10 protein-coding genes are annotated in these 12,293 nt (G+C 64.5%); 5 read left to right on the top strand and 5 right to left on the bottom strand.

Translation table 11 applies throughout. From position 1 onward, the window contains the following. Positions 1–26: 26 nt before the first annotated feature. The 3 genes from BMI86_RS15525 to BMI86_RS15515 form a co-directional block, all read right to left on the bottom strand. Complete coding sequence (locus BMI86_RS15525) at positions 27–749, bottom strand: beta-ketoacyl-ACP reductase (RefSeq protein ID WP_078542206.1); 723 nt, start codon at positions 747–749, stop codon at positions 27–29. A gap of 105 nt (positions 750–854) precedes the next feature. Continuing rightward, the gene (locus tag BMI86_RS15520) at positions 855–2,030 is read right to left on the bottom strand and encodes an acetyl-CoA C-acetyltransferase (protein ID WP_078542205.1); all 1,176 of its coding nucleotides are present in this window, start codon (positions 2,028–2,030) and stop codon (positions 855–857) included. 141 nt (positions 2,031–2,171) lie between these two features. After that, positions 2,172–3,014, bottom strand: a complete 843-nt coding sequence (locus BMI86_RS15515) for an EAL domain-containing protein (RefSeq protein WP_078542204.1) — start codon at positions 3,012–3,014, stop codon at positions 2,172–2,174. Between the two features lie 158 nt (positions 3,015–3,172). Here BMI86_RS15515 and BMI86_RS15510 point away from each other — a divergent pair, with 158 nt between their 5' ends. Beyond that, entirely contained in the window at positions 3,173–4,420 is a 1,248-nt protein-coding gene (locus BMI86_RS15510) for a PAS domain-containing protein (protein WP_246831733.1), read from the top strand. 225 nt (positions 4,421–4,645) lie between these two features. On the opposite strand, the gene BMI86_RS15505 is transcribed toward BMI86_RS15510, so the two are convergent. Further along, on the bottom strand, positions 4,646–5,194 hold the full coding sequence (locus BMI86_RS15505; protein ID WP_078542202.1) for a TlpA disulfide reductase family protein: 549 nt from the start codon (positions 5,192–5,194) through the stop codon (positions 4,646–4,648). 27 nt (positions 5,195–5,221) lie between these two features. On the opposite strand from BMI86_RS15505, the gene argH reads away from it, so the two are divergent. The 4 genes from argH to BMI86_RS15490 all read left to right on the top strand — a co-directional run bounded on the left by argH (position 5,222) and on the right by BMI86_RS15490 (position 10,985). Next, positions 5,222–6,628, top strand: a complete 1,407-nt coding sequence (gene argH / locus BMI86_RS15500) for an argininosuccinate lyase (protein ID WP_078542201.1) — start codon at positions 5,222–5,224, stop codon at positions 6,626–6,628. After that, positions 6,625–6,783, top strand: a complete 159-nt coding sequence (locus tag BMI86_RS21305; protein ID WP_168173874.1) for a hypothetical protein — start codon at positions 6,625–6,627, stop codon at positions 6,781–6,783. The genes argH and BMI86_RS21305 overlap by 4 nt, the downstream gene beginning before the upstream one ends. Positions 6,784–6,902: 119 nt before the next feature. Beyond that, positions 6,903–8,168 carry a diaminopimelate decarboxylase gene (gene lysA / locus BMI86_RS15495; RefSeq protein WP_078542200.1) on the top strand — a complete coding sequence of 422 codons (1,266 nt, stop codon included), beginning with the start codon at positions 6,903–6,905 and terminating at the stop codon, positions 8,166–8,168. 39 nt (positions 8,169–8,207) lie between these two features. Further along, a complete protein-coding gene (locus BMI86_RS15490) occupies positions 8,208–10,985 on the top strand; it encodes a DUF4175 domain-containing protein (protein WP_078542199.1) in 2,778 nt (925 codons plus the stop codon). 53 nt (positions 10,986–11,038) lie between these two features. Here the strand turns inward: BMI86_RS15490 and BMI86_RS15485 are convergent, their stop codons facing one another. Further along, the gene (locus BMI86_RS15485; protein ID WP_078542198.1) at positions 11,039–12,190 is read right to left on the bottom strand and encodes a zinc-ribbon domain-containing protein; all 1,152 of its coding nucleotides are present in this window, start codon (positions 12,188–12,190) and stop codon (positions 11,039–11,041) included. Positions 12,191–12,293: the final 103 nt, after the last annotated feature.

Here is a 12,293-nt window from a genome sequence, read left to right as displayed (position 1 = left end):
TCCGTCGAGAATGCCAAGAGGCGAAATCAGATGAAGTACTGACCGCCATTCGCGGTGATCGTCGAGCCGGTGATGAAGCCCGCATCGTCGGATGCGAGGAACACCACGCAGCGCGCGATTTCTTCGGGCTCGCCCAGACGCCCGACCGGGATCTGGCCGATGATCGACTCGCGCACCTTCTCCGGCACCGCCATGACCATCTCGGTCGCGATATAGCCGGGGCAGATCGCGTTCACCGTGATGCCCGCGCGTGCACCTTCCTGCGCCAGTGCCTTGGTGAAGCCCAGATCGCCCGCCTTCGCCGCCGAGTAGTTCGCCTGAGCGAACTGGCCTTTCTGGCCGTTGATCGAGGAGATGTTCACGACCCGGCCGAACTTGCGCTCGCGCATCTTCGTCCAGAGCGGATGGGTCATGTTGAAGATGCCGCTGAGATTGGTGTCGATCACCTGGGTCCACTGCTCGCGGGTCATCTTGTGGAAGGGCGCGTCGCGGGTAATGCCCGCGTTGTTCACCAGAACGTCGATCGGGCCGACCTCGGATTCGATCTGCTCGATCCCCGCCGCGCAGGCGTCGTAATCGGCGACCGACCATTTGTAGGTCTTGATCCCCGTCTCCTCGGTGAACTTGGCCGCAGCCTCCTCATTGCCGGCATAGTTCGCGACGACCGTGTAGCCCGCCGCCTGCAGCGCCTTCGAGATCGCCGCGCCAATGCCGCGCGATCCGCCGGTGACCAATGCAACTCTCGCCATGATTCCTCCTCCAAATGGAATGCCCTTGAAATGCTGTTACCGAAAATGACAAGAGCGCGCAACAAAGTTGCGCGCTCTTTTTGCAGATGCAGCATTTTTTTGCCGTTAGAGGCCTTCAATGCACATTGCGACGCCCATACCGCCACCGATGCAGAGCGTGGCGAGGCCTTTTTTCGCGCCCTGACGCTTCATCTCGAACAGAAGGGTGTTGAGGATTCGCGCGCCGCTCGCGCCGATCGGGTGGCCGATGGCGATGGCGCCGCCATTGACGTTCACCTTGCTGACGTCCCAACCCATGTCCTTGTTCACCGCGCAGGCTTGCGCCGCGAAGGCCTCGTTGGCTTCGATCAGGTCGAGATCGGAGGCTTTCCAGCCCGCCTTCTCCAGCGCCTTGCGCGAGGACGGGATCGGGCCGCAGCCCATGATCGACGGGTCGAGCCCGGCGGTCGCATAGGAGGCAATGCGGGCCAGCGGCGCGAGCCCGCGCTTCTCGGCCTCTTCCTCCGACATCAGCAGCACCGCGGCCGCACCGTCATTGATGCCGCTCGCGTTGCCCGCGGTCACCGAGCCGTCCTTGGCGAAGGCCGGGCGCAGCTTCTGCATGTTCTCGATCGTCGCGCCGTGGCGGATATATTCGTCCTGATCCACGACCGTGTCGCCCTTGCGCGTCTTCACGGTGAAGGCGGCGATCTCGTCGGCGAATTTGCCAGCCTTCTGCGCGGCCTCGGCCTTGTTTTGCGACGCCAGCGCGAATTCGTCCTGCATCTCGCGCGAAATCTGCCACTGGGTCGCGACATTCTCGGCGGTCTGGCCCATGTGATAGCCGTTAAAAGCGTCCCACAGACCGTCCTTGATCATCGAGTCGATCATCTTCATGTCGCCCATCTTCTGACCCGCGCGCAGATGCGCGACATGGGGGCTGAGCGACATGCTTTCCTGACCGCCTGCGACGACGATATCGGCATCGCCGCACATGATGTGCTGGGCGCCGAGCGCGACCGTGCGAAGGCCCGAACCGCAGACTTGGTTGATCGACCAGGCGGCGCTTTCGATCGGCAGGCCCGCGTTGATATGGGCTTGGCGGGCGGGGTTCTGGCCTTGGCCCGCGGTCAGCACCTGACCGAGGATCGTCTCGGATACATCGGACTTCTCGATCCCGGCGCGGGCGACGACGGCCTCGATCACGGCGGCGCCGAGGTCATGTGCGGGCGTATTGGCAAACGCGCCCAAAAACGAGCCGACGGGCGTGCGCGCGGCCGAGACGATGACGACATTGGTCATGGGATCCTCCTCATCACTTAAGCGGGCGCGAAAGCGCGTCCGTTCTGCTGCTGCGCAGCATGGCGGAAGGGAACGAGAGGTCAAGCTTAATCCCGTCGCTCGGGAAATTGTTAGCGCAAGTTTATTGCGCTCTGGCTGGGGTCATGCATGTCTCCGTTGCGGTTCGTGAGACTGGCTCCACGGGGGGTGGATCGTCGGCGCGCCGAAGTAATAGCCCTGCATGCAATCGACGCCGAGGCTTGCCACATATTCGGCATCCTCCAGCGACTCGACCGCTTCGGCGATTGTGAACATCTCGAAATGGCGCGCCACGTCGAGCAGCGACTTCGTCAGCGCCTGATTGTCCGGATCGTGCGAGATGCCGCGGATGAACTGCCCATCGACCTTGATGATGTCGAAGTAGAAATCTCGCAGATAGCGGAAAGACGTGTAGCCCGCCCCGAAATCGTCGAGCGCGAAACTGACGCCGCGGGCCTGCAAATCCTCCATGAAGACGCTGACGAGCTCGGGAATTTCCATCGCTGAGCTTTCGGTAATCTCCAATATGAGACGCGCGCCGACGGTTTCATCGACCGCGAGGCCGCGATTGAGAACCTTGGTCCAGGGCGCATAGCCGATCGAGCGCGCCGACATATTGATCGCCAGGCGCAGATCCGGCTGCCCAAGAAGCGCTTTCAGACCCAGTTCGAGCGAGAGGCAATCGAGTTTCCGCCCGACCTCCGTCCGTTCGATCGCGTTGATGAACTCCTTCGCGGGGATGATGCGCCCGCGATCATCGAGAACCCGGATCAGGCCCTCGTAAAACGCGGGTCGGTCGGGGCGACAGGTCTGGATCACGGGCTGATAGGCCAGCATGACGTCTTGCCGGTCGATCGCCGCGCGCACCATAGCCAAGGCCTGTCGGCTTTGCTCGGCAGCCGCAAAGCTCAGCGGGCTATCTTCATCACGATGCACCGGCATGGTCCTCGCGTCTCGATTCGTCATCTACCCCTCCTTCGCCTTCGAGCCAAGCATCCGCGCAAGCGCCTAAGAAGCGGTAAAGACCGGGAAATACGCCGGACTCGTGGTTAACGGAAAATTCGCATCCGGCGTTAAGTCGATGGTAACCGGCAGGTGCCTAGGGTGGAGCTTGATGGAACAGAATGGCGATGACGAAAATGGGGCAGCCGGCACTGCGCGGCACCAACGAGGTGCCTTTCGCGCTGGAAGAATTGTTCTACTCGCGCACCGATACGCGTGGGGTGATCCAATCGGGCAACGAGATTTTTCGGCGCACCGCGGGGTTCGAGTGGTCCGAGATGATCGGAGCGCCGCATAAGATCGTTCGCCACCCCGATACGCCGCGAGCGGTGTTCAGGGTGCTCTGGGATGCGCTGAAAAAAGGCTATCCCATGGGCGCCTATGTGAAGAACAAGGCGAAAGGCGGCGGGTGGTATTGGGTCTTCGCGGTCGTCATGCCGATCGAAGGGGGCTACCTCTCGGTCCGGCTGAAACCGACGAGCGAGCTGTCCGATGAAATCCACCAACTCTACCGTGATCTCTCTGCGCGCGAGCGGGCGGAGTCGCTCGACCCGGAGGAGAGCGCGACGCTGTTGCGTGATTTCGCGGAACGTGGCGGCTATTCGAGCTACACCGCCTTCATGGCCTATGCGCTGGCGCTCGAGCTTACCGAACGGGATCGCCGCCTCAATCGAAATGCCGATGAGAATACGCGGATGCTGGCCGAATTGAACACCGCGATGGGACGGCTCACGAAGGAGCAATTCGGACTTCTACGCAGTTTCGAAGCGCTGCAATCCGTGCCGAACAACATGCGGATCGTCGCCTCGCGGCTCGAGCCGTCCGGGGGGCCGGTGTCTGCGATCTCGGAGAATTACAAAGCTTCGTCTGCTGTCATCTCGGAGCGGCTGCGCAAATTCGTTGCAGGTCGCGGCAATCTCTGCGGTCAGATGGCCTTTCAGGTCGCGCGCGCCGTGTTCCAACTAGGCTGCGCGCGCGTCCTCAACGAAATGAGTACCAATTTTATGGGCGAAGAGGCGCAGAATGATCAGCCCCGAGAGGACGAACGCGCTTTGCTGCAATCACTGGTCGCCAAAGGTACAGCCGATGCGAATGCCGCGATGCGTCAAGCGGCCGAGCTCGCCGACGACATGATGAACCAAAGCCGAGACATTCGTCGCCAGTTGCTCGGGCTCGACACGATCCGCGTTCTCGGGCGCGTCGAGTGTGGGCGCATGCGGGATGCGAATGGCGGCCTCGCGGCTACGATCGACCAGCTCGACAGTTTCCATGACGATATCAAAGGGCGGCTGGAGGCCATCCTGGCCCTGTCGGAAGAGATCGAACATTGGCTAGGGCGCTATCTGCGCGCAGGGAGAAGCGCGGCGTGAGTCTCGGCGGACCGAAGCGCCAAAGGAAACATTCAGCGTAGAACTGCGAAGAACAAGTTCGCGCGGGCAGAGGCGTGGCTGGCAGTTCAGATGCAGCCCAGACGCCGGACTCTGCAGAATGTTGCGACACGCGGACCGGGTTGCTCGGGATGCGATCGAAAATCGGGCCGCAACGGAAGACCGGCCCGGCGGCAAAGTGCCTGCTGCCGCCACACCACCCTGCGCTTACTTCTCGTCGATCAGCGCCTTGATGACCTTCTTCGCCTCGGGCGAATCCCATTCCGCGCCGCCGATCATTCGGCCAACCTCATGGCCGTTCTTGTCGACGAGCACCGAGACCGGAAGCCCGAGAACGCCCATCGCGCGGGCGGCAAAATTGGCGTCGTCGTGGAAGCGGGGTAGGGCGTCGATGCCTTCCTTGTCGAAGAAGGCGGCGACTTTCTCGGGCGAGTTCGAACCGCCCGTGGCAATCGTCATCACCTGAAACCCATTCTCGCCGTAGGCTTTTTGCAGCGCATTCAGCGAGGGCATTTCCTCGCGGCAGGGCGGGCACCACGTCGCCCAGAAATTGATCAGGACCACCTTGCCTTCGAAGTCTTTCATCGAATGCTCGTCGCCGCTTTCGTCGGTCACCGTGAAGGGCGGCAGCGGCAGCGGTTCGTCATAGGTGACGAGGGATTCCATCTGCCCCGATTTCACCGCATCTAGATCCGCGGCCTGCGCAACATTTGCACCCAGCGCCAGCGCCGTATAAAGGACGAGAAACCGTAACATATAGCCTCCTAGCAAGGGCCTCAGACCATGACCGATCAGACCGACGAGAACAAGTCCTCCAACGCGATGTGGGGCGGGCGTTTCGCCGCGGGGCCTGACGCGATCATGGAGGCGATCAACGCCTCGATCGGGTATGACCAGCGGCTCTACGCGCAGGATATCCGCGGCAGCCGGGCCCACGCCGCGATGCTCGCCGCGCAAGGCATCATTAGTGATAAGGACGCCGAGGCGATCGGAGAAGGTTTGCTCACGGTTTTGTCAGAAATCGAAGCGGGCGGATTTCCCTTCTCGACCGCGCTTGAAGACATCCACATGAATGTCGAGGCGCGGCTGAAAGAGGTGATCGGCGAACCGGCGGGGCGGCTGCACACGGCACGGTCGCGCAACGACCAGGTCGCAACCGATTTCCGTCTCTGGGTGCGCGAGCAATGCGACGCCGCGATCAGCGGGCTCGACACGCTGATCCGCGCTGCGCTGACCCGGGCCGAGGAAGGCGCCGATTGGGTGATGCCCGGCTTCACCCATCTGCAGACCGCGCAGCCGGTGACCTTCGGTCATCACATGATGGCCTATGTCGAGATGTTCGCGCGCGACAAATCCCGCTTTGAAGATGCGCGCAAACGGATGAACGAATGCCCGCTGGGGGCGGCGGCGCTTGCCGGCACCGGCTTCCCCATCGACCGTCACGCGACGGCAGAGGCGCTGGGCTTCGACCGGCCGATGGCGAACTCGCTCGACGCGGTGTCGGATCGCGATTTCGCGCTGGAATTCCTCTCGGCGGGATCGATCTGCGCGGTCCACATGTCGCGCCTCGCCGAAGAGCTGGTGATCTGGTCCTCCGCGCAGTTCCGTTTCGTCGCGATGTCGGACAAGTGGTCGACGGGCTCTTCGATCATGCCGCAAAAGCGCAACCCGGACGCGGCCGAGCTGATCCGCGCCAAGATCGGGCGCATCCTCGGGGCCTCGGTCGCGCTGTTCACGGTGATGAAGGGGCTGCCGCTCGCCTATTCCAAGGATATGCAGGAAGACAAGGAACAGGTCTTCGACGCCGCCGACAACCTGATGCTCGCGCTTGCCGCGATGGCGGGGATGATCGGCGACATGACGGTGAACGCGGACAAGCTGGAGGCCGCGGCCTCGGGCGGGTTCTCCACCGCGACCGATCTGGCCGACTGGCTGGTGCGCGAGGCGGGGCTGCCCTTCCGCGACGCCCACCACGTCACCGGCTCGCTGGTGGCCATAGCTGAGGAAAAAGGCTGCGATCTACCCGATCTGAGCCTCGAACAGATGCAGTCGATCAACCCGGCGATCACCGAGAGCGTCTTCGACGTCCTCGGGGTTCACAACTCGGTCGCCTCGCGCCAATCTTACGGCGGAACCGCGCCCGATCAGGTGCGCGCGCAGATCGCTCGCTGGAAGGAACAGCTTGGATGAAATTCGCGGCTCCGTTCCTGCTGATCGGTCTGCTTGGCGCCTGTGCCGCCGATCCGGAGCTGCACACACATGTCGGCATCAACCGTGACGGCATCGAAGTTTATCCCGCCGCGACGGCGCGCGTTGGCATCATGACCCTTTCGGTGACCCCATGACCAAGACCCTGACCCTCGCCCTGACGCTTCTTCTCTTGCTCGCCGCCTGCGGTGTCGACGGCCCGCCCGTCCCGCCGTCCGAGGCGGATGGTAACCAGTCCCAGTAATCGAGACCTCTCATGGATCATTTCCTCTATCGCGACGGCGTCCTTCATGCAGAGGATGTGCCGATCCCCGAGATCGCGGCGGCCGTCGGCACGCCTTTCTACGTCTATTCGACCGCCACGCTGGAGCGCCATTTCAAGCTGTTCGAAGAGGCGCTTGGCTGGACGGATCACCTGATCTGCTTCGCGATCAAGTCGAACTCGAACCTCGCGGTGCTGAAGGTTCTGGGCGATCTGGGCGCGGGCATGGATGTGGTCTCGGGCGGCGAATATCGCCGGGCGCGGGCGGCTGGCGTGCCGGGGGATCGCGTGGTGTTCTCGGGCGTGGGCAAGACCCGCGAGGAGATCGCCTACGTCCTTGAGAACGGCATCCGCCAGTTCAATGTCGAGTCCGAGCCGGAACTGCTCGCGATATCCGAGATTGCCGCGTCGATGGGCGTCACCGCGCCGATCGCGCTGCGGGTGAACCCAGATGTCGACGCGAAGACCCATGAGAAAATCGCGACCGGCAAATCCGAGAACAAGTTCGGCATTCCGATCGCCAAGTCCCGCGCGGTCTATGCCGAGGCCGCCCAGCTGCCCGGCATCGAGGTCGTGGGCATCGACGTGCATATCGGCTCGCAGCTGACCGATCTGGAACCCTTCGAGGCCGCCTTCCTCAAGGTCCGCGAACTGACCGAGGCGCTGCGCGCAGATGGCCACGATATCCGCCGTCTCGACCTCGGCGGCGGTCTGGGCATTCCCTATGAGCGGTCGAACTCCGCGCCGCCGCTGCCCATCGAATACGGGCAGGTGATTCAGCGCACCGTGGGCGATCTGGGCTGCGAGATCGAGATCGAACCGGGCCGCCTGATTTCGGGCAATGCCGGGCTGCTGGTCTCCTCGGTGATCTGGCTGAAAGAGGGCGAGGGGCGCGATTTCCTCATTCTCGACGCGGCGATGAACGACCTCGTGCGGCCTTCGATGTATGGCGCGCATCACGACATCGTCCCGGTGATCGAAGCCGCGCCGGGCACCGAATCCGCGCCTTTCGACATCGTGGGCCCGGTATGCGAGACCGGCGACACCTTCGCCAAGGCGCGCAATCTGACGCCGCTCGGCCCGGGCGATCTGGTCGCCTTCCGCTCGGCGGGGGCTTACGGCGCGGTCATGTCCTCGGAATACAATTCTCGCCCGCTGATCCCCGAGGTTCTGGTGCGCGGAGGCGAATTCGCTCTCATTCGGGCAAGACCGAGCTTTGAGGAAATGCTCTCCCGCGATACCATCCCGGAGTGGCTCTGATCCGTAGGAAGGGAATCGGGGCCGACGGATAGGGAGAGTATGCCGGTCAGGAACTGGTTCAGCAAAGCTTCGCGCGATACCGCGACGAAGGAGGACGGGCAGGCCGCTCTGGCCCCGCTCGCCCGGCCTATTGCGCTCACCCATGCCGGGATGATCGTCGAGCGGGGGCTACGCGCCTTCTGGCCGCTTCTCTCCGTTCTCGCGCTGATCGCCACCGCCATCGCCTTCGCGCTGCCCGCCTATCTGGGGCCGGGTGGGCGCTGGTTCTGGCTGGTTGCGCTGATCGCGTCGCTCGCCGCGCTGGCATGGGGCGCGTGGCGGATGCACTGGCCGCGCCGCAGGGATGCGATTGCCCGGCTCGATGCGACGCTGCCGGGCCGCCCGCTTTCCGCACTGACCGACGAGATGGCGCTGGGGCAGGACGATCCCGCCGCCCGCGCGCTCTGGGTGGCGCATCTGCGGCGCATGGCCAAGGCCGCGCAAGCCGCCCGCGCGCCGCGCCCGAAACCCGATCTTGCCCGCCGCGATCCCTATGCGCTACGGCTGACCGCGCTGACGGCCTTGGTCGTCGCGGTGATCTTCGGCGTGCCGCAGCGGCTTTTGCATCCGACCGAGGGGCTGCCGACGCCTGCGGGCTCTGCCGAGGCTGCGATGGGACCGAGCTGGGAAGGGTGGGCCGCGCCGCCGCGCTATACCGGCAAGCCGGGGCTCTATCTGAACAAGGTCGAGGGCGACGAGTTGATCGTGCCCGAAGGCACCCGCTTCTCGATCCGGCTCTATGGCGCGTCCGGCGCGATCGGCTTTTCCGAGAGCGTCTCGAACCCCGCCGCGCTGCCCGAACAGGGTGCGGCGCAGACCGCCAGCGGCATCGAGACCCATGAATTCGAAGCGGTCCGCGACGGGCTTCTGGAGTTCAAAGGCCCCGCCGCGCGCCGCTTCAACGTGGTCGTGCGCCCCGACGAGGCACCCTCTGTCGCGCTGGCCGGCACGCCGGATCGCCGCGCCGATGGCAAGCTGAGCCTGCCCTTCACCGCGCAGGACGATTACGCCGTGACCAAGGGTCATGCGGTGATTTCGCTCGATCTGGCGAAGGTCGATCGCCGCTACGGCCTGCAGATCCCGCCCGAGCCGCGCGACGATCTGATCTATGATCTGCCGCTGCCGATTTCCGGCTCGCGGGCCGATTTCACCGAGAGCCTCGTGGAGGATGCCGGGAAGCATCCTTGGGCGAACCTGCCGGTGAAACTGACGCTCGATGTCGAGGACGGGCGCGGCCAGACCGGCACGTCCGGCACGCAGGAGATCATCCTGCCCGGCAAGCGTTTCTTCGATCCGCTCGCCTCCGCCCTGATCGAAGTGCGCCGCGATCTGCTGTGGTCGCGCGACAATCGCGGCTATGCGGATCAGTTGCTGCGGGCGATCTCGAACCGGCACGAGGGCTTCATCAAGCGCGAGGAAGTGTATCTGATGATCCGCCTCGTGATCGGGCGGCTCGACGATCCCGACCTGTCCCCCGAGGCCCGCGACGAGATCGCCGAGGCGTTATGGAAGATGGCCGAACTGGTCGAGGATGGCGGGCTCGCCGATGCGCTGGCCGCGATGCAGAAGGCGCAGGAAAAGCTCTCCGAGGCGATCCGCAATGGGGCTTCCAAGGACGAGATTGCCAAGCTCATGCAGGAGCTGAAAGAGGCGACCGACAATTACATCCGCATGCTTGCCGAGCGCTCGCAGGAGCAGGAGCAGGGGCCGCAATTTGGTCAGCAGCCGCAGCAGGGCCAGCAGATCACCGGCGACCAGATCCAGCAGATGATGGACCAGATCCAGAAGCTGATGGAGGAAGGCCGGATGGCCGAGGCGCAGGAGCTGCTCGACCAGCTCGCGCGGATGATGGAGAACCTCAAGGTCCAGCAAGGGCAGGGCGGTCAGGGCGACATGCCCGGCGGTCAGGCGATGCGCGACATGCAGGACACGCTGCGCAAGCAGCAGGAGCTGTCGGACGATGCGTTCCGCGACCTGCAGGACCAGTTCATGACCCCGGAGGAGCGCCAGCAGCAGGCCGAGAACGGTCAGCAGGGCCAGCAAGGTCAGCAAGGGCAACAGGGCCAGCAGCAAGGTCAGCAGGGTCAACAAGGCCAGCAGGGTGAGCAAGGCCAACAAGGTCAGGGCCAACAGCCCGGCGACCAGCCCGGTCAGGGCCAAGGCCAGGACGGGCAGGCGCAGCGCGACGGTCAGGGGCAGGGCGATCAGCCCGGCCTGAATGGCGGGCAGGGCGGCGTGGACGGCCAGAGCCTCGCGGATCGCCAGCGTGCGCTGCGTCGCGAACTCGACCGCCAGCGCGGGCTGCTGCCGGGCTTCGGCAACGAGGCGGGCCAGCAGGCCGAGAAGCGCTTCGACGATGCCGGGCGCGCGATGGATCAGGCCGAGGAGGCGCTGCGCGAGGGCGACAATTCGGCGGCGATCGACCGTCAGGCCGACGCGATCGAGGCGCTGCGCGAAGGGATGCGCGCGTTGGGCGAGGCTATGCGCAACGAACAGGCGCGCCGCGACGGTCAGCAGCCCGGTCAGCAGGGCAATCAGCAGGCGGGTCAGCCCGGACAACAGGGCGGCCGTGAGATGCCGCGTGATCCGCTGGGTCGGGCGCAGGGCGAGGGCAACCAGCTTGGCACGGATCGTCAGATGCTCAACGGCGAGGATGTCTATCGCCGGGCGCAGGATCTGCTCGATGAAATCCGCCGCCGCTCGGCCGATCGTCTGCGCCCCGAGGAAGAGCTGGACTACCTCAAGCGGCTGCTCGATCAGTTCTCGAATGCGGGCTGACGCCGCGCGCCCATAAGTTCAACTTATGCGCGGCGGCAGATTATTAGGAAAACTTATTCGGTGAAGCCGTCCGAGGTCGCTTCGGGCGAGAGGCGATGCGTCAGGATCTGCAACTGGTCGTCGAGCCAGATGCGCCCCTCGTCCACCGCGACGACATATTGCGTCAGCGGCGATTTCAGCGCCGGGACTTTCGCGGCGATGTCCGGCGCGAAGGCATAGATCAGCGCCAGTATCGCGGTGATCGCCATCACGAAGATGAAGCCGCGGCTGAAGCCCGAGCGGCGGCGGCGCGCCATCTCCGGCGAGAATTCGGCCACGCTGTCACCCTCGCGATCCGAGGTCGCGGTGAGGGTCGAATTGATCTCGTCAATGTCGGGCAGCCGTTCGCGCCCGCGCATCGCGCGCATGTCTTCGTCATCCTCGCCGAGCAGATCGGCCACGCGATCCTCTTCGCGTTCAGCGTCGGGCTCGTTGAGATCGGAGAAGTCCTGCGCGCCTTTGCGGCGGCGCGCCAGATCGGCGGTGGCGGCCTCGGCGGCGCGTTCTGCGTCTTCGCTGGTCTCGCGCTCTTCGAGGTTCAATTCGTCTTGCGTCTCCAGCTCGCTCGAGCCTTCGGCGCGGCGCTGCGCGGCTTCGCGCTCGGCCTCTTCGCGCAGGATCGACAGCAGCCCGTCATCGAGCGGTTTGCGCGGGGTCGCGCCGACACGCGGGGCAGGGCCGAGGCCCGGCTCTTCCTCGTCGTCGTCCTGTTCCTCGGGCTCCGGCGTCGAGACCATCGCCGCAATGGCGGCATCCGTATCGTCCGTGCTTTGCGTCGTCACGACTGGCTCGGGCTCGGGCAGGGGCGTTGCGGCCTCGGGCTCTGGTTGTTGCTCGGGTTCGGGAAGCGGCTCGGGCTCGAAAACTTGTTCGGGCTCGGAGGATTGCTCGGATTCGGAAACGGGCTCAGATTCGGTGGGCGTCTCCGCCGTTACCTCTGCCTCAGTCTCCTCAGGCGCAGCCTCGGCCTCAGTCTCGGCGTCGAGATCCCAACCTTCGGGCGGGGGCGCTGCGGTTGTGGTGTCGGGCTCGGCGGAGAGCATATCCTTGCTCGGCTGGAACCAGCCGTGCCCGCAATTGGAGCATTGCACATCCCGTCCGCCATCTGGGATGACAGCGTCATCCACTTCGTATTGCGCACCGCAATTGGGGCAAACCAACCGCATATTGTCCCATCCCTGCCCGTGTTGGCGTTTTGCCGTTCTGGCCAACCACTGTCTTATGTTGTAGCAAGCGCGGGCGGAATGTCCAAATGATTTGGGCCACTTA

Origin of the sequence: Thioclava sp. DLFJ5-1 (assembly GCF_002020115.1) — a bacterium.
GTDB classification, from domain to species: Bacteria; Pseudomonadota; Alphaproteobacteria; order Rhodobacterales; family Rhodobacteraceae; genus Thioclava; species Thioclava sediminum.
The sequence above is the reverse complement of the archived record's forward strand: the minus strand, read 5'-3'. Positions and strand labels throughout refer to the sequence as shown.

Excerpts from the sequence above, each read along its gene's own strand:
- lysA (WP_078542200.1), top strand. The coding sequence starts at position 6,903 with ATGGATCATTTCCTCTATCGCGACGGCGTCCTTCATGCAGAGGATGTG.
- BMI86_RS15515 (WP_078542204.1), bottom strand. The coding sequence starts at position 3,014 with ATGACGAATCGAGACGCGAGGACCATGCCGGTGCATCGTGATGAAGAT.
- BMI86_RS15510 (WP_246831733.1), top strand. The coding sequence starts at position 3,173 with ATGGCGATGACGAAAATGGGGCAGCCGGCACTGCGCGGCACCAACGAG.
- BMI86_RS15525 (WP_078542206.1), bottom strand. The coding sequence starts at position 749 with ATGGCGAGAGTTGCATTGGTCACCGGCGGATCGCGCGGCATTGGCGCG.
- BMI86_RS15485 (WP_078542198.1), bottom strand. The coding sequence starts at position 12,190 with ATGCGGTTGGTTTGCCCCAATTGCGGTGCGCAATACGAAGTGGATGAC.
- BMI86_RS15505 (WP_078542202.1), bottom strand. The coding sequence starts at position 5,194 with ATGTTACGGTTTCTCGTCCTTTATACGGCGCTGGCGCTGGGTGCAAAT.
- argH (WP_078542201.1), top strand. The coding sequence starts at position 5,222 with ATGACCGATCAGACCGACGAGAACAAGTCCTCCAACGCGATGTGGGGC.
- BMI86_RS15520 (WP_078542205.1), bottom strand. The coding sequence starts at position 2,030 with ATGACCAATGTCGTCATCGTCTCGGCCGCGCGCACGCCCGTCGGCTCG.
- BMI86_RS15490 (WP_078542199.1), top strand. The coding sequence starts at position 8,208 with ATGCCGGTCAGGAACTGGTTCAGCAAAGCTTCGCGCGATACCGCGACG.
- BMI86_RS21305 (WP_168173874.1), top strand. The coding sequence starts at position 6,625 with ATGAAATTCGCGGCTCCGTTCCTGCTGATCGGTCTGCTTGGCGCCTGT.